Annotated in this window: 17 protein-coding genes; 14 read left to right on the top strand and 3 right to left on the bottom strand. The window is 60.9% G+C overall.

Translation table 11 applies throughout. The features are described 5' to 3' along the window. The first annotated feature begins 2 nt into the window (after positions 1 to 2). On the top strand, positions 3 to 422 hold the full coding sequence (locus A8B82_RS10795; RefSeq protein WP_067291960.1) for an acyl-CoA thioesterase: 420 nt from the start codon (positions 3 to 5) through the stop codon (positions 420 to 422). Next, positions 412 to 807 (top strand): RidA family protein, encoded by a 396-nt coding sequence (locus A8B82_RS10790; RefSeq protein WP_067291957.1) that lies wholly within the window; start codon positions 412 to 414, stop codon positions 805 to 807. Before A8B82_RS10795 ends, A8B82_RS10790 begins: the two co-directional genes overlap by 11 nt. A 127-nt stretch (positions 808 to 934) precedes the next feature. Here A8B82_RS10790 and A8B82_RS10785 read toward each other — a convergent pair whose 3' ends face one another. The 3 genes from A8B82_RS10785 to A8B82_RS10775 all read right to left on the bottom strand — a co-directional run bounded on the left by A8B82_RS10785 (position 935) and on the right by A8B82_RS10775 (position 2946). Then, positions 935 to 1411, bottom strand: a complete 477-nt coding sequence (locus tag A8B82_RS10785) for a MarR family winged helix-turn-helix transcriptional regulator (RefSeq protein WP_067291954.1) — start codon at positions 1409 to 1411, stop codon at positions 935 to 937. A gap of 65 nt (positions 1412 to 1476) precedes the next feature. Continuing rightward, on the bottom strand, positions 1477 to 2169 hold the full coding sequence (locus tag A8B82_RS10780; protein ID WP_067291952.1) for a hypothetical protein: 693 nt from the start codon (positions 2167 to 2169) through the stop codon (positions 1477 to 1479). 18 nt (positions 2170 to 2187) lie between these two features. Then, the gene (locus A8B82_RS10775) at positions 2188 to 2946 is read right to left on the bottom strand and encodes a DeoR/GlpR family DNA-binding transcription regulator (protein ID WP_067291949.1); all 759 of its coding nucleotides are present in this window, start codon (positions 2944 to 2946) and stop codon (positions 2188 to 2190) included. Between the two features lie 251 nt (positions 2947 to 3197). On the opposite strand from A8B82_RS10775, the gene glpD reads away from it, so the two are divergent. The 12 genes from glpD to A8B82_RS23580 all read left to right on the top strand — a co-directional run. After that, positions 3198 to 4781, top strand: coding sequence for a glycerol-3-phosphate dehydrogenase (gene glpD / locus A8B82_RS10770; RefSeq protein WP_067292504.1), 1584 nt, complete (start codon positions 3198 to 3200; stop codon positions 4779 to 4781). An 11-nt stretch (positions 4782 to 4792) separates the two neighbouring features. Next, on the top strand, positions 4793 to 5881 hold the full coding sequence (locus A8B82_RS10765; RefSeq protein WP_067291946.1) for an ABC transporter ATP-binding protein: 1089 nt from the start codon (positions 4793 to 4795) through the stop codon (positions 5879 to 5881). Positions 5882 to 5891: 10 nt separating this feature from the next. After that, entirely contained in the window at positions 5892 to 6968 is a 1077-nt protein-coding gene (locus tag A8B82_RS10760) for an ABC transporter ATP-binding protein (RefSeq protein WP_067291944.1), read from the top strand. Further along, entirely contained in the window at positions 6965 to 7834 is an 870-nt protein-coding gene (locus tag A8B82_RS10755) for a carbohydrate ABC transporter permease (protein WP_067291941.1), read from the top strand. The genes A8B82_RS10760 and A8B82_RS10755 overlap by 4 nt, the downstream gene beginning before the upstream one ends. 1 nt (position 7835) lies before the next feature. Next, entirely contained in the window at positions 7836 to 8699 is an 864-nt protein-coding gene (locus A8B82_RS10750; RefSeq protein WP_067291938.1) for a carbohydrate ABC transporter permease, read from the top strand. A gap of 69 nt (positions 8700 to 8768) precedes the next feature. Next, entirely contained in the window at positions 8769 to 9098 is a 330-nt protein-coding gene (locus tag A8B82_RS10745; RefSeq protein WP_235604671.1) for a GIY-YIG nuclease family protein, read from the top strand. Between the two features lie 159 nt (positions 9099 to 9257). Next, on the top strand, positions 9258 to 9530 hold the full coding sequence (locus A8B82_RS10740) for a DUF2160 domain-containing protein (RefSeq protein ID WP_067291936.1): 273 nt from the start codon (positions 9258 to 9260) through the stop codon (positions 9528 to 9530). A gap of 79 nt (positions 9531 to 9609) precedes the next feature. Further along, the gene (locus A8B82_RS10735; protein ID WP_067291933.1) at positions 9610 to 11331 is read left to right on the top strand and encodes an ABC transporter substrate-binding protein; all 1722 of its coding nucleotides are present in this window, start codon (positions 9610 to 9612) and stop codon (positions 11329 to 11331) included. A gap of 79 nt (positions 11332 to 11410) precedes the next feature. After that, positions 11411 to 12898, top strand: a complete 1488-nt coding sequence (gene glpK, locus A8B82_RS10730) for a glycerol kinase GlpK (RefSeq protein ID WP_067291929.1) — start codon at positions 11411 to 11413, stop codon at positions 12896 to 12898. A 2-nt stretch (positions 12899 to 12900) separates the two neighbouring features. After that, complete coding sequence (locus A8B82_RS10725; protein WP_161489448.1) at positions 12901 to 14049, top strand: iron-containing alcohol dehydrogenase; 1149 nt, start codon at positions 12901 to 12903, stop codon at positions 14047 to 14049. A 437-nt stretch (positions 14050 to 14486) separates the two neighbouring features. Next, positions 14487 to 16424 carry a sensor histidine kinase gene (locus tag A8B82_RS10720; protein WP_067291927.1) on the top strand — a complete coding sequence of 646 codons (1938 nt, stop codon included), beginning with the start codon at positions 14487 to 14489 and terminating at the stop codon, positions 16422 to 16424. Between the two features lie 131 nt (positions 16425 to 16555). Next, a partial coding sequence (locus A8B82_RS23580; RefSeq protein ID WP_138069740.1) for an MFS transporter occupies positions 16556 to 16712 on the top strand: 157 nt, incomplete at its 3' end.

Raw genomic sequence — 16712 nt, 5'->3', positions numbered from 1 at the left:
CTGTGCCGTTTGTGTATCATCAGAAGATCAAGTTCAGGCATTGCGACCCGGCGGGCATCGTCTTTTATCCCCGCTATTTCGAGATGATGAACGACACGGTCGAAGATTTCTTTGAAAAGGTCGCAGTGCTTCCTTTTGCCGATATGCACCAGGATTGCGGTATTCCCACGGCAGGCATCGAGGCGCAGTTTCAGGCCCCCAGCCGGTTGGGTGATCAGCTTGAGATCGCCTTGACCATCACCCGGCTGGGTCGGAGCAGCCTTGGCTTAGCCTATGACGCGCGCTGCAAGGGGGAGCTGCGTTTCACGGCAACCTCGACTGTTGTTTTCATCGACGGCAATGGCCGGTCCGCACCATGGACGGATGCAATCCGCACCCGGCTGGACAGATTTATCAAAAAGGAGACGCCAGATGGCAAATGAGGTTATTCAGCCCGAAGGATGGGCCCCGGCCAAAGGCTATGCCAACGGTGTGAAAGCGGCGGGACAACAGGTCTATATCGGCGGCCAGATCGGCTGGACCGCCGAGCAGAAGTTCGAAAGCCATGATTTCATTGGGCAGACCGAACAGGCGCTGCGCAACATTCTGGCCGTGCTTGAAACCGCTGGCGGCAAGCCCGAGGATCTGGTGCGCCTGACATGGTACATCACCGACAAGCGCGAATACTTGGCCAGGCAACGCGAAATGGGCGAAGCCTATCGCAGGGTGCTGGGCCGCAACTTTCCGGCCATGGCGATGGTTGTTGTTGCCGGGCTGATCGAGGACGAGGCGCTGGTGGAGATCGAAGCGACAGCGGTTCTGCCGTAGCGCCAACTGTCGGGCAAAACCGGGTTTACAGCGTCCCGCCTTTAACCTGATACACTCCGTATCGCCGATGTCCCGAGAGCGCGAAGCGCGGCAGGGTATCGGCGATTCAAGTTTAAGGCGGGGCGCTTTAGGTTACATCGCTGACCCGGCTTGCGCCGGGCGCGGGCACTTCAGCTTCGGCGCGGTGCAAAAGGTCGCGGATCAGGTCCAGGTCTTCGGGCCCCAGCCCGGCAAAGATCCGGTCAACAAGGGCCTCGTGCCCTGCGGCCAGATCCTCGAACTGGGTGCGGCCCTTGTCGGACAGGGTGACATTGACCACGCGCCTGTCGTTTGCGGCGGCGATGCGGATGACCAGACCATCCTTTTCCAGCCGGTCCACCACGGTGGAGGCATTGCCGTTGGAGACCAGCAACATCTGACTGAGTGCGCTCATCTTGATCGGTGCATCGGCGCGGTAAAGCGCTGCCATCACGTCAAAGCGGGGCAGGGTGGTGCCATGGCTGACCCGCATGTATTCGCGCAGGGTGTTTTCGGTCTTCCGGGTCAGACGCAGCAACCTGATCCAGGTGCGCAGACGTCTGCGGGACAAGGTGACGTCGCGCATTGCGAATTCCTTTTGGTTGCCGTTCCATGAGTGCATTGCAAGGCTACCGTCCGGCGCTGCGGCTTTCAACCTTGGGCACCGCGCCACAACAGCGCGGCGGCATCCAGAATGCCATAGACAGGACGCCCCGTGGCCTGCCGGATCGCGGCGGCATGGGGCGGCAGGTTTCCACATTCCAGCAGGAAGCAGCTCAGCTTGGGGTCCTGCGCCACCATACCCACAGCCAGATCGGTGCAATGGCGCGCGATTGCTTCGCTGTCCAGCACATCCGGCTGATCGGATTTGTCGCTGAGGATGGCATCGGCAAAGGCAGGACAGTCCTGCATGCCGGCAACATGTACCGTGCGCGGATCAATCCCTGCCGAATGCAGAGTGCCGCCCAACAGGCTGTCCCGCGAGGCGGTCAGGATACCGATGGGTTGCGCGCCGAACGATTGCCGCAGGACCGGATAGAGTGACAGCGCCGACACCATTACCGGAATATTCACGGATGCTGCCAGCTCGGCCTGAATATGCACCAGAAACCCGCAGGTTGAAATGATCGCAACGGCCCCTTCCGCTTCCAGCGCGCGGGCCGCGTGGATAAAGGCAGCCGTCAGCTTCGGATCAGGCGTGCACCCCCGCACGATGTCGGAAGGACCAGCCCCAACAACCACGCGCAGCCGAACCGGGAAGGCATAGCTGTCAGGATTGCCAGCATCCCCGAGGACACGGGGAAAGGCGGTGTCCAGCATCAGTATGCCGATAAAGCCGCTCATGAGGTGCCGCTGTTGCGGTCAGGCATAATGCACCTTGGTGCCTGCTTTTTCGCAAAATAGGCGGCATTGGGCAGACAGGGGCCTGTCGGTGATAAACCGGTCCACATCGGCCATGGAGGCAATCCGCGCCGGTGCCTTGCGCCCGAACTTTGAACTGTCGGCGGCCAGAAAGACCTCTTGCGACTGCTGGATGATCGTTTTGCTGACGCCGACCTCCTGCACGTCAAAGTCAAGAATTTCGCCGTCGTGGCGCAGCGCTGAGCAGCCGATCACGGCGTAGTCGAAACGGAACTGCCGGATCGTCTGGGTGGCAAGGTCACCGACCAGCCCGCCATCCGACCGGCGCAGGTGCCCGCCGGTAACGATCACCTCGACGTTGTGGTTCTGCGACAGGATCATCGCGATATTGATGTTGTTGGTTACAACCAGCAGCCCCTCGTGGTGCAGCAGCTCTGCCGCGACGGCCTCGGTGGTGGTGCCGATGTTCAGGAACACGGAACAATCATTGGGAATGAACTTTGCACAGGCGCTGCCGATGTCGACCTTGGCCGCCTGATTAAGCTCGCGCCGCTCACTGTAGCCGATGTTGGTGGTGGTTGAAGGCAGGACCGCGCCGCCATGGACGCGTTCAAGCCTGCCATCGTCGGCAAGCTCGGTCAGATCACGGCGGATGGTCTGCGGCGTCACACTGAAATGTTCCGCCAGCCCGTCGACCGTGACCTTGCCCTCACGGCGGGCGATCTGGATGATCTCCGGTTTGCGCAAGGTCTGGCTCATTCTTCCCCTCGATTCGAAAGATTGCGACCTTGCTACACCGTTTGGTTCGCCCCAGTCACGTTATTCACGGAGATATGCACCCGGTTCTACGCCCGATCCCTGATGTTCGACCCCTTCATCCGGCAAAAATTGTCGATATTTTTCAGTATGCTATCGAAAACGCACAAAAACGAACATTTTTCTCTTCCTTTTTGATGCGTTTCTTGTCACATTTTGCGAAAGCGAGCATTGAATCGCTGGGGGAGGACACCATGACGCCCGAATTCGACCTGCTGGTGATCGGCGGGGGCATCAACGGTTGCGGGATCGCACGCGATGCGGCGGGCAGGGGTCTGTCCGTTTGCCTGGCCGAGATGAACGATATCGGGTCCGCCACATCGGCGTCTTCCACCAAGCTGTTTCACGGCGGGCTGCGGTATCTGGAATATTTCGAAGTGCGCCTTGTGCGCGAGGCGCTGGTGGAGCGGGAAACGCTGCTGCGGGCCATGCCGCATATTTCCTGGCCGATGCGGTTCGTGTTGCCCTACCACGCGTCGATGCGGTTCGACACAACCACGCCGACCTCGAAACTGCTGAACACGCTGATGCCCTGGATGAAAGGGCGCAGGCCCGCCTGGCTGATCCGGCTGGGGCTGTTCATGTATGACAACCTGGGCGGTCGCAAGATCTTGCCCGGCACCACCAGTGTCGATCTGCGCAACAGCCCCGAGGGCGCGCCGCTGAACGCCAAGTTCGAACATGCCTATGAATATTCGGACTGCTGGGTCGAGGATTCACGCCTGGTGGTTCTGAACGCCCGCGATGCGGAGATGCGGGGCGCACGTATCCTGCCGCGTCACAAGGTTGTCAGCGCGGACCCTTGCGATGACGGCTGGACCGTGACGATGCAGGACACCAATACCGGGCGGGAGATCAAGGTCACCGCGCGGATGATCGTGAACGCGGCGGGCCCCTGGGTGGGTGATGTGCTGCGCGGCACGATCAAAAGCAACCAGACCGGCGGCGTGCGGCTGGTGCGCGGCAGCCATATCGTGACCAGACGGCTGTTCGACCACGACAAATGCTATTTCTTTCAGGGGACCGACGGGCGGATCATCTTTGCCATTCCCTATGAGACCGATTTTACCCTGATCGGCACCACGGATCAGGAACATCACGACCCTGACGTAAAGCCGGAATGCACCCCGGAAGAACAGCGATATCTGATCGACTTCGTGAACGAATATCTGGCCGATCCGATTTCGACCGATGACATCGTCTGGACCTATTCTGGTGTGCGCCCGCTTTATGATGAAGGGGCCAGCAGCGCGACGGCGGCGACCCGCGACTATACCATCCATCTGGATCAAAGTCGGGGCGCCCCTGCGGTAAACGTCTTTGGCGGCAAGATCACGACCTATCGGCGGCTGGCCGAAAGCGCGCTGGAAAAGGTTGGCGAGGTGCTGCACGTCAAGGGGCCATGGACCGCCGGTGTGGCCCTGCCGGGCGGGGATTTCCCGGTCGACGGGGTGTTGCCGCTGATGGACGGGCTGATGCGCGACTACAGCTTTCTTGACCCGAAATGGGCCCGCCGTCTGGTGCGCGCCTATGGCACCCATGCCCGAATGATGCTTGGCGATGCGAAGGTCGCTGCTGATCTGGGGCGGCATTTCGGGGCGGGATTGACCGAACGCGAAGTGCGCTGGCTGATGGATAACGAATATGTGCAACGCGCCGATGACGTGGTCTGGCGGCGCAGCAAGCTGGGTCTGCGGATGACGGCGGCTGAAATCAAGGCTCTTGACGGGTGGATCGCCGACGCGGCGGATCGTCCTGTTTCAAAGGCCGCAGAGTAACTGGGGGGAAGATGGCGCTGGAATTCAAAAGCGTGTCCAAGGTGGTGAACGGTGAGACGCATATTCACCCGACGGACCTGACACTTGAGGCGGGCACGATGAACGTGCTTCTGGGGCCGACATCCTCGGGCAAGACGTCACTGATGCGGCTGATGGCGGGGTTGGACGTGCCCACCGCCGGTCAGGTCTTCTGGGAAGGCACCGATGTGACCGGGATGCGGGTGCAGGACCGCAAGGTCGCCATGGTTTACCAGCAGTTCATCAACTACCCGTCGATGACCGTCTATGACAACATCGCCTCGCCCCTGCGGCTGATGGGCAAGTCAAAGGCAGAGATCGACACGGCGGTGAAACAGGCCGCCGCGCTGATGCAGTTGGAACCGATGCTGGACCGCAAGCCGCTGGAGCTGTCCGGTGGCCAACAGCAGCGCTGCGCGCTGGCGCGGGCGCTGGTCAAGAACGCGGGCCTTGTCCTGCTGGACGAACCGCTGGCCAACCTTGACTACAAGCTGCGCGAGGAACTGCGCGTGGAGATCCCCAAGATATTCGAGGAATCCGGCGCGGTGTTCGTCTATGCCACCACCGAACCGGAAGAGGCGCTTTTGCTGGGCGGCAATACCGCCACCATGTGGGAGGGGCGCGTGACCCAGTTCGGCCTGACCCCCAAGGTCTATCGCCAGCCGGTCGATGCCACCACGGCGCGGGTGTTCAGCGACCCCCCGATGAATTTCCTCGACCTAACCAAAAAGGGCGAGGCACTGACCTTTGGGCAGGGGCAGACCGCCCCGGCAACGGGGCCGTTGGCAGAGCTTGCCGATGGCAGCTATATTGCGGGCTTCCGGCCCAACCACGTCGAAATCGCGCAGCCCGCAGCCGGGGCCATCATGTTCGACACCCGCCTTTCCGTCACGGAACTGACCGGGTCCGAAACCTTCGTTCACCTGGACTATGCAGGGCGCAAGTGGGTCGGCCTTATTCACGGCGTGCATGATCTGAAGCTGGGCAGCGCGCTGCCCGTCTATCTGGATCCACGTCACATCTACATCTTCAGCGAAACGGGCGACCTGGTGGCACCAGCGTCCTACGCGCTGGCAGCCTGAGGAGCAGGACATGGCCAAGATCACTCTCGACAATCTCGCCCATTCCTATCTGCCCAATCCGAAGGGCGAGGATGACTTTGCCCTGAAGGAGCTGAACCACGTCTGGACCGATGGCGAGGCCTATGCGCTGCTGGGGTCTTCGGGCTGCGGCAAGTCCACGCTGCTCAACATCATCTCCGGCCTGCTGCACCCCAGCCAGGGGCGCATCCTGTTTGATGACAAGGACGTCACACCCGCCACCACCGCTGCGCGCAACATCGCGCAGGTGTTCCAGTTTCCGGTGGTCTACGACACGATGACGGTGCGCGACAATCTGGCCTTTCCGCTGCGCAACCGGGGCGAAGACCCCAGCTATATTGCAGAGCGTGTGCAAAAGATCGCACGGATGATTGGCATGGAAGAAGACTTGAACCGCCGTGCGCGGGGGCTGACGGCGGATGCAAAGCAGAAGATTTCGCTAGGCCGCGGCATGGTGCGCGAGGATGTGAACGCGCTGCTGTTCGATGAGCCGCTTACGGTCATCGACCCGCATATGAAGTGGGAATTGCGCACACAGCTCAAATCCCTGCACCATGAATTCGGCCATACGATGATCTATGTGACCCATGACCAGACCGAGGCGCTGACATTCGCCGACAAGGTGGTGGTCATGTACGATGGCCGCGTGGTCCAGATCGGCACGCCGCAGGAATTGTTCGAACGTCCCGAACATACCTTTGTCGGCTATTTCATCGGTTCTCCGGGGATGAACGTGATCCCTGCCGAAGTCTCGGGCACGCAGGCGGTGGTCAATGGCACCGCGTTGACCCTGCCGCAGAACTACGGCGCGTTGACGGGCAGCGTCGCCCTGGGCGTGCGGCCCGAGTTCGTCAACCTGACAAGCGGCGAGGGCCTGCCGGTCAAGGTGCGCCGGGTAGAAGACGTGGGCCGCCACAAGATCGTGCGCGCTGATCTTTTTGGCAAGGAAATCAACATCGTCGCCGCCGAAGGGCAAGAGATTTCACCCGACATGAACCACGTTACTTTCGCCCCGGATCACGTGAACGTCTACGTCGATGACTGGCGCAAGGAAGGGGCAGCAGCATGAACAAGACAGTCAATCAAAAAGCATGGTTTCTGGTCCTGCCGGTCCTGATCCTTGTCGCCTTCTCCGCCGTGATCCCGCTGATGACGGTTGTGAACTATTCGGTGCAGGACACGTTTGGCCAGAACCAGTTCTTCTGGGCCGGTCTCGAATGGTTCGAAGAGATGCTCGATTCCGACCGCATGTGGGCGGCACTGGGACGTCAATTGATGTTCTCCGGGATCATTCTGGCGATTGAGGTTCCGCTGGGCATCTTTGTGGCGCTGAACATGCCCAAAAGCGGCTTCTGGTCCAGCTTTTGCCTTGTGCTGATGTCCTTGCCGCTGCTGATCCCGTGGAACGTGGTTGGCACCATCTGGCAGATCTTTGGCCGCGTGGACATTGGCCTGCTGGGCTATACGCTCGACGCACTTGGGATTTCCTACAACTATACGCAGGACACGTTCGCGGCCTGGGCGACCATCGTGGTGATGGATGTCTGGCACTGGACCTCGCTGGTGGCGCTGCTGGCCTTTGCCGGGCTGAAATCCATCCCCGATGCCTATTATCAGGCCGCCAAGATCGACCAGGCCAACCGCTGGGCCGTGTTCCGCTTCATCGAACTGCCCAAGATGGCAGGCGTGCTGATGATCGCGATCCTGCTGCGGTTCATGGACAGCTTCATGATCTACACGGAGCCCTTCGTGGTCACCGGGGGCGGCCCTGGCAACGCCACGACGCTGTTGTCCATCGACCTGGTCAAGATGGCGCTGGGGCAATTCGACCTTGGCCCCGCTGCCGCGTTCTCGCTGATGTATTTCCTGGTAATCCTGCTCATCTCCTTTGTGTTCTACACCGTGATGACCACCATTGACGCGAAGGAGGGATAAGATGACCGATACCGCAACCATCCCCGCCGACATGACCGCCCGTGCGCCCGCAAAACGGCGGTTGCGCATCAACGGCTCGGCCGTGGTCATGACGCTTTATCTGCTGTTCCTTCTGCTGCCGATCTACTGGCTGCTGAACATGAGCCTGAAGACCAACACGGAAATTCTGAACAGCTTTACCCTGTGGCCGCGCAACCTGACGTTTGACAATTACGCGACCATCCTGACCGATCCGGCGTGGTACATGGGCTATGTCAATTCGCTGATCTACGTGGTGATGAACACGGTGATCAGCCTGACCGTGGCGCTGCCTGCGGCCTATGCTTTCAGCCGCTATCATTTCATGGGCGACAAGCATCTGTTCTTCTGGCTGCTGACCAACCGCATGGCCCCGCCCGCCGTTTTCGCGCTGCCGTTCTTTCAGCTCTATTCATCCGTCGGCCTGTTCGACACCCATATCGCGGTGGCGCTGGCGCATTGCCTGTTCAACGTGCCGCTGGCGGTCTGGATTCTGGAAGGCTTCATGCGCGGCGTGCCCAAGGAGATCGACGAGACCGCCTATATCGACGGCTATGGCTTTGGACGCTTCTTCATCAAGATTTTCATGCCCCTGATTGCCAGCGGCATCGGCGTCGCGGCATTCTTCTGCTTCATGTTCTCCTGGGTCGAACTGCTGCTGAGCCGCACGCTGACCACCGTGGATGCAAAACCCATCGCCGCCATCATGACACGGACCCAGGGTGCCAGCGGCATCGACTGGGGCGTGCTGGCGGCGGCGGGCATCCTGACCGTCGTGCCGGGGGCCCTGGTGATCTATTTCGTGCGCAACTACATCGCCAAGGGCTTTGCCCTGGGGAGGGTGTGATGCAACCAATCATTAACCATTTCCCCGTCATCCTCGGGCCTGACCCGAGGATCTCGGAGAGTAGTGGGAATGGGCGACGTCATGCCGGGCAATATGTTCGTCTACATCATGACCAACAAGCCGCAGGGTACATTGTATATCGGCGTGACGAACAACCTCCTGCGGCGCGTCTACGAACATCGCAATCACATGGTACGGGGCTTCACCAATACCTACAATCTCACCAGGCTGGTCTGGTTCGAAGTGCATACGGAGGCACCGGTCGCGATCCAGCGGGAAAAATCGCTCAAGCGCTGGCAGCGCAACTGGAAGACTGCGTTGATCGCACGCGAGAACCCGGACTGGCAGGACCTGTGGCTGGATATCCTGGGCCAGCCGGGCCGCGGCAGCGTGATCTGAGCGCAGGGCAGACGGGTCGAGATCCTCGGGTCAAGCCCGAGGATGACGGGGCTACCCACGGCAGACCGGCGGTCATCCTCGGGCCTGACCCGAGGATCTCGTGCAGCAGTGCGGACGTTACACATCAAGACACAATCGCAAAGACAGGAGCACGCTGACATGGACTGGATGGCATGGACATGGCCCACCGCGATCTTCTTTATCTGTATCGCTTGCACGTTGATCACCTTCACCTTTCTGGCGATCAAATTCCCCGAGACGCCGCGCCGTGGCGTTCTGGGCATGGAGACGACGCGCGGCGATCGTCTTTTCATCACACTTCTGGGCAGCGCCTTTATCAATCTGGTGTGGCTTGGAATTGTCGGCGCGAACCAACCTTTCGCGCTGATTGTCTGCCTTGTCTATGCAGCGGCGGTATTTCGCTGGGTCTAGGCAATGTGGTTCCGCCGCAGTCGGGCTGTCGTCCGGCTGCATACGATCAAACGATGTTTCGAAAATAAGGGAGGAAACGATGAAACTTAATTTGAAATCAAGTACAGCCGTTGTGCTGGCACTTGGAATGCTCAGCGGTCCGGCATTTGCCGACATGGATGCCGCCAAGGCGTTTCTGGATGCCGAGATCGGCGATACTTCGGTGCTCAGCCGCGCAGACCAGGAAGCAGAGATGCAGTTCTTTGTCGATGCGGCAGCACCCTATCAGGGCATGGAGATCAAGGTGGTTTCCGAAACCATCACGACCCATGAATATGAATCACAGGTGCTGGCACCTGCGTTCACAGCCATCACCGGCATCAAGGTCACCCATGACCTGATCGGCGAAGGCGACGTTGTCGAAAAGCTGCAAACACAGATGCAGTCGGGCGAGAACATCTATGACGCCTATATCAACGACTCGGACCTGATCGGCACCCACTGGCGTTACAAACAGGTGCGCAACCTGACTGACTGGATGGAAAACGAAGGCAAGGACGTGACCCTGCCGTCCCTCGATCTGGAAGATTTCATCGGCACGTCGTTTACAACCGGCCCCGATGGCAAGCTGTACCAACTGCCGACCCAGCAGTTCGCGAACCTTTATTGGTTCCGCTATGACTGGTTCAACGACGAACAGAACAAGGCCGACTTCAAGGAGAAGTACGGTTACGATCTGGGCGTGCCGGTCAACTGGTCGGCCTATGAGGATATCGCGGAATTCTTTACCGGCCGCGATCTCAGCCGCATGGGCGTCGAAGGCGACGTCTTTGGCAACATGGACTATGGCAAGAAGGACCCGAGCCTGGGCTGGCGCTATACCGATGCGTGGATGTCCATGGCTGGCATGGGCGACGTCGGTGAACCCAACGGCCTGCCGGTCGATGAATGGGGCATTCGCGTCAACGAACAGTCGCAGCCCACAGGTTCCTGTGTGACTCGCGGCGGGGCGACCAATGCGCCCGCTGCCGTCTATGCGGTGACCAAGGCAATCGAATGGCTTCAGAACTATTCGCCGCCCGCCGCTGCCGGCATGACATTCTCCGAAGCGGGCCCGATCCCCGCCCAGGGCAATGTTGCGCAACAGATGTTCTGGTACACGGCCTTTACCGCTGACACGGTGAAACCCGACCTGCCCGTGATGAACGAAGACGGCACGCCCAAGTGGCGCATGGCCCCTTCGCCGCACGGTGTCTATTGGAAAGAGGGCCAGAAGATCGGCTATCAGGATGCAGGCAGCTGGACGCTGATGGAATCGACCCCCGTGGACCGCGCTCAGGCCGCTTGGCTTTATGCTCAGTTCGTGGTGTCGAAAACGGTTGATCTGAAGAAATCGGATGTGGGTCTGACCTTTATCCGTGAATCGACCATCGACAGCGACCACTTCACAGAACGCGCCCCGCGCCTGGGGGGTCTGGTGGAATTCTACCGCTCGCCCGCCCGTGTGGCATGGTCGCCCACTGGTACAAACGTACCGGATTACCCCAAGCTGGCGCAATTGTGGTGGCAGAACATCGGCGACGCCATGTCCGGTGCGAAAACTCCCCAGGAAGCACTCGATGCGCTGTGTTCCGATCAGGAACGCGTACTTGAGCGTCTGGAACGTGCCGGTGTGCAGGGCGACCTTGGCCCCAAGCTGAACGAAGAGCAAACCGCCGAATACTGGTTCGAACAGCCCGGTGCGCCCTATCCCAAGCTGGAGAACGAGGACGAAGAGCCCAAGACCGTCGCCTATGACGAGCTGATCAAGTCCTGGGAATAATCTGCGATCATGATAACGGTGTGGGGGGCGCTGGCCCCCCATGCCATTTCAAGACCCTTAATGACCCGTTGGACACGCCATGAAATACGTACTTTCCATTGACCAGGGCACCACGTCTTCCCGCGCGATCCTGTTTGACGAAACGCTGAACCTGCGGACCACCGCGCAAGAGGAATTTCCCCAGATTTTCCCGCAATCCGGCTGGGTCGAACATGACCCAAGGGATCTGTGGGCCACGACCGCTGGCACCTGCCGGCAGGTCATCGAACGCGCCGGAATCGACGCAAAAGACATCATTTCCATCGGCATCACCAATCAACGCGAAACCACTGTCGTGTGGAACCGCAAGACCGGCGAACCGGTGCATAACGCCATCGTCTGGCAGGACCGCCGCACCGGCGAGTTCTGCCGCAAGCTGCGCGAGGCGGGCCATGCCGAGATGTTCGCGGACCGCACCGGCCTGCTGCTGGACCCGTATTTTTCCGCGACGAAACTGAAGTGGATTCTCGACAATGCCGAAGGCGCGCGGGATGCCGCGGCGCGGGGGGAGTTGTTGTTCGGTACAGTGGACACCTACCTGATCTGGAAACTGACCGGCGGTGCCTCCCATGTGACCGATGCCACCAATGCCGCGCGCACCATGCTCTATGACATCCGCAAGGGTCGGTGGAGCCAGACCATCTGCGATCTGTTCGACATTCCCATGAACATGCTGCCCGAGGTGCGCGACAGCGCCGCCGAATTTGGCGAAACCCGTGCCGATCTGTTTGGCCGTCCGATCCCCATTCTGGGGGTGGCAGGCGACCAGCAGGCCGCGACCATCGGGCAGGCGTGCTTTGAGCCGGGCATGTTGAAATCCACCTATGGCACCGGATGTTTTGCCTTGCTGAATACCGGTGACACGCCGGTCAGGTCGCAAAACCGTCTGCTGACCACCATTGCCTATCAGCTGGACGGCAAGCCGACCTATGCGCTGGAGGGGTCGATATTTGTGGCAGGGGCCGTGGTGCAATGGCTGCGCGACGGGCTGAAAATCATCCGCGAAGCCTCGGAGACCCAGCCGCTGGCCGAAGCCGCCGACCCGACACAGGAGGTCGTGCTGGTTCCCGCCTTTACCGGGCTGGGCGCGCCTTATTGGAACCCCGACTGCCGGGGCGCGATCTTTGGGCTGTCGCGCAACTCCGGCCCGCAGGAACTGGCCAAGGCGGCATTGGAAAGTGTCGGCTACCAGACCCGCGACCTGCTGGAGGCGATGCATGCCGACTGGACCGGGCAGGGCGCCGCCCCCGTGCTTCGCGTCGATGGCGGGATGAGCGCATCGGACTGGGCCATGCAGTTCCTGTCCGACATCATTGACGCGCCGGTCGACCGTCCCAAGGTGCTGGAAACCACCGCGCTTGGCGTTGCATGGCTGGCCGGGATGAAGGCAGGCGCGTTGCCGGACCGGGATGCCTTTGCCAAGGGATGGGCGCTGGACCGGCAATTCGAACCGGCGATGGATGCCAAGACCCGTGACCGGAAGTACGCCAACTGGAAGCGCGCCGTGGACAGTACGCTGGCGTATTGATCTTGGCGGAGGGCACCAGACACTTCGGCATTTCCTGCCCCACGGCGGTACACTTTGGCGCAGGCCGGGCCGCGGATCTGCCAGGATTGCTGCCGGATGCACCGGCGCGCATCCTCTTTGTTCAGGGGGCCAGCGGCCAGGCCGCAGCAGGGGTTCTTGCGGCGCTGCGCGGGGCGGGTCACGATGTCACCCTTGTCTGCTGCCCCGGCGAGCCGTCGGTTGAAACGGTCAACGCGGCCTTGGCTAAGCTGGGCCATCCGACCCATGTGATTGCCTGCGGTGGCGGTGCGGTGCTGGACATGGGCAAGGCGCTGGCGGCATTGGCTGAACACGGCCTGACCTTGCCGGCGGATTTTGCGACGCTGCCGCCGCTGACGGCGCGGCAGAACATCCGCCTGATCGCCCTGCCAACGACTGCCGGAACAGGGGCAGAGGTGACAGCCAATGCTGTCATCGACGTGCCTGCCATGGGGGCAAAGATCAGCATCAGGGGTGCCGCGCTGATCCCCGATATCGCCCTGGTCGATCCGGAACTGGCGCAAACGGCCCCTGTCAGCGTCGCACTCGCCTCCGGGCTGGATGCTGTCACACAGGTGATCGAAAGCTACACCTCCAGTGCGGCGACACCCTTTTCAATGGCCCTGTGCCGCCCCGCCATACCGCTGGGCCTCGTCGCCCTGCGGCAGGTCATCGAAACGCCCGACACAAAGGCCTGGGAAAACATGTGCTGGACCAGCCTGTTCAGCGGGCTTGCGCTTGCCAACTCGGGACTGGGCGCGGCGCATGGGCTTGCCTCCGTGCTTGGTGCACAGCTTGGGGCACCACATGGCGCGCTCTGTGGCAGATTGCTGATCCCGACCCTGCGCGTAAATCATGAGTACAGCCGTGAAGACCCGGAAGTTCAGGACAGGATCGCCTATTGTCTGCAAGCCGTCGTTGATGCATTTGCCCCGGTCCGCACCAACGACCGGCTGTCGGGTTTCGAGGCCTGGGTGAATGCAAAGGGGTTGCCCAGATTGTCTGACTTGGGACTGTCAGAGGATCGCATCACAGCTTTGGCAGAACTGGGCAGCAAAGCCTCTTCCAGTCAGAAAAATGCGGTGCCGCTGCCGGTACGGGCCTATGAGGCGATCTTACGCAGCGCATTCTGACGCTTTTAAAGCGCCCCGCCTTAAACTTGTATCGCCGATACCCTGCCGCGCTTCGCGCTCTCGGGACATCGGCGATACGGAGTGTATCAGGTTAAAGGCGGGACGCTGTAGAAGAATGACTGATCGGAAGGAGGCGACGGATTTGCGGCAGGCTGCACCACCTGTTGCAATCCGGTGCCGCCCGGTCCAGCCCCGCGGAAGTGGTGACCAGATCATTGCCGGATCGAACCGGACCGTGGGCTTGTATTTTCTCGGTGCCCAACTCCTCATGTTTCCAGATACCGGACTGGATTTGCGACAGGGATCCTGTCAGAACTTTCGTGTGACAAAACCCGAATACACTGCAAATTCTGGACAACGGAGCCGGAAAGATTCAAACTCGATCCAACCGATCAGATGCCGGAACTAGGCTGGCGCAGCCCTAGGGAAACCCACCCATGACATCCGTTCGCCTGCGTCTTTTGGTTCTTGCTCTTGCGCCGTTGATTGTATTGATGCCGCTGTTGCTGCTGCTGGGTATGACACGCTGGACCGCGGACTATGACAAGGTTCTGATCGCCAATGTTGAAAGTGATCTGAAAATTGCCAGCCAGTACCTGTCGCGCTTGCGGGCCAAGACGGGGGACGAGTTGAATGCCGTTACCGACTCGGTCGAGTTCAACGCCTGGCTGGGCCGTCCCGAGGAAGAACGCGCCCGCTATTTCGACGAAACGCGTGCGCGCTTGGGTCTGACGTTCCTGTATTATTTGCCGGCCGAGCAAGCGACCCAAGCTGGTGAGATATGGCCCGTGATTGCGCAGGCCGTCGCAGGGCAGGGCAGCGCACAGATCGACATCATGGCCAATGATACGCTGGCGCAACTGTCGCCCGAGGTGGCACAGGTCGCACGGATACCGCTGATCGCAACCCCGGCCGCCGTTCCAACCACACGCGCGGTCGAAGCCCGTGGCATGGTGATCCACGCGGCCAGCCCGATCATGCGGAGCGGGCATCGGGGCGTTCTGGTGGGGGGCATCCTGCTGAACCGGAATCTGGATTTCATCGACACGATCAACGACCTTGTCTATGCCCACGCGGGCGCGGTTGGTGCGCGCCAGGGCACCGCCACGCTGTTTCTGGATGACGTGCGTATCTCGACCAACGTGCGCTTGTTCGAAGATGTGCGCGCGCTTGGCACGCGGGTGTCTGCCGAAGTGCGCGAGGCCGTGCTGAGCGAGGGGCGCATCTGGCTCGACCGCGCCTTTGTGGTCAACGACTGGTATATTTCGGGTTATCTGCCGATCACCGACAGCTTTGGCGACCGTGTGGGGATGCTGTACGTTGGTTTCCTCGAAGCGCCGTTTAACCTGGCCAAGCGGGATGCGTTTTTGTGGATGATGGCGGCCTTTGCCGCTGTGCTGATCCTTTCGGCACCGGTGTTTTTGTGGATGGCGCGGGGCATTTTTGCGCCCCTGGAAAAGATGACCCAGGTGATCAACCGTGTGGGGCAGGGCGACTTGTCGGCGCGGATCGGACCCGTGGGCGCGCGCGGGGAGATCGGGGAGGTGGCGCAGCATCTCGACGGGTTGCTGGAACAGGTGCAGGACCGCGACCTGCGGCTGCGCGCCTGGAACGAAGAGTTGAACAAACGCGTCGACCAGCGCACGGCGGAACTGAGCGAGGCGAACGCCAAGCTGGAGCAGACATTCCGCCAACTGGTGATGAGCGAAAAGCTGGCCTCGATCGGGGAAATCACCGCAGGGGTCGCCCACGAGATCAATAACCCTGTTGCGGTGATCCTGGGGAATGTCGATGTCATCCGGCAGACCCTTGGCGAGGGGGCCGCCCCGGTGCAGACCGAACTGAACCTGATCGACAAACAGGTATCGCGGATTGAAGCCATCGTCGGCAAGCTTCTGAAATTCGCCGCACCGTCGGACTTTGCCGACCACCAGCAACAGGTTGATCTGGCCCCCGTGGTCCGCGACTGTCTGGTGTTGGTTGACCATTTGATCAGCCAGCACCAGATTACCGTCACCTGCCAGTTTGATCCGGTACCACTGGTGCGCGTGGACACCGGCGAGATTCAGCAGGTGATTGTCAATCTGGTGGTCAACGCGGTGCAGGCGATGGGCAACGGCGGGCAGTTGACCCTGCGGTTGGGCCCCGATCCACGTGGTGGCGCGGCGCTGGTGGTACAGGACACCGGGCCGGGCGTGCCCGAGGATCAACTGGGTTCGGTATTTGATCCGTTCTTTACCACCAAGCGGGGCGAAGGCACGGGGCTGGGGCTGTCAATCTCGCAGACGCTGATCCAGCGGGCAGGGGGGCTGATTTCGGTCCGCAACCGCGACGGGGGAGGGGCAGAATTTACCGTATGGCTGCCCGTGGCCTGAGGGCAGGCCGCGCAGGCGCATGACACAATAACCAGTTCGAATGGGGAAGTGGTTGTTTGTGCGGGTATTCCCCTCGACAGACGGGGGCGGGACCACGTACCTAGACAAGGTGCTCAGAAGGGACCCTGTCCGTGCCAGACCGCATTTCGCCATTGATATTGTTCCGCAACCAGACGTTCCGGTCCCTTTGGATCGCGGCGCTGGCGTCGAATTTCGGCGGGCTGGTTCAGGCCGTGGGTGCGGCGTGGCTGATGACCTCGTTGTCCGACTCGCAAAACATGGTGGCGC

The sequence above is a fragment of the Sulfitobacter sp. EhC04 genome (assembly GCF_001650875.1).
Lineage (GTDB): Bacteria > Pseudomonadota > Alphaproteobacteria > Rhodobacterales > Rhodobacteraceae > Sulfitobacter.
This window is presented reverse-complemented; position numbering and strand designations above follow the sequence as displayed.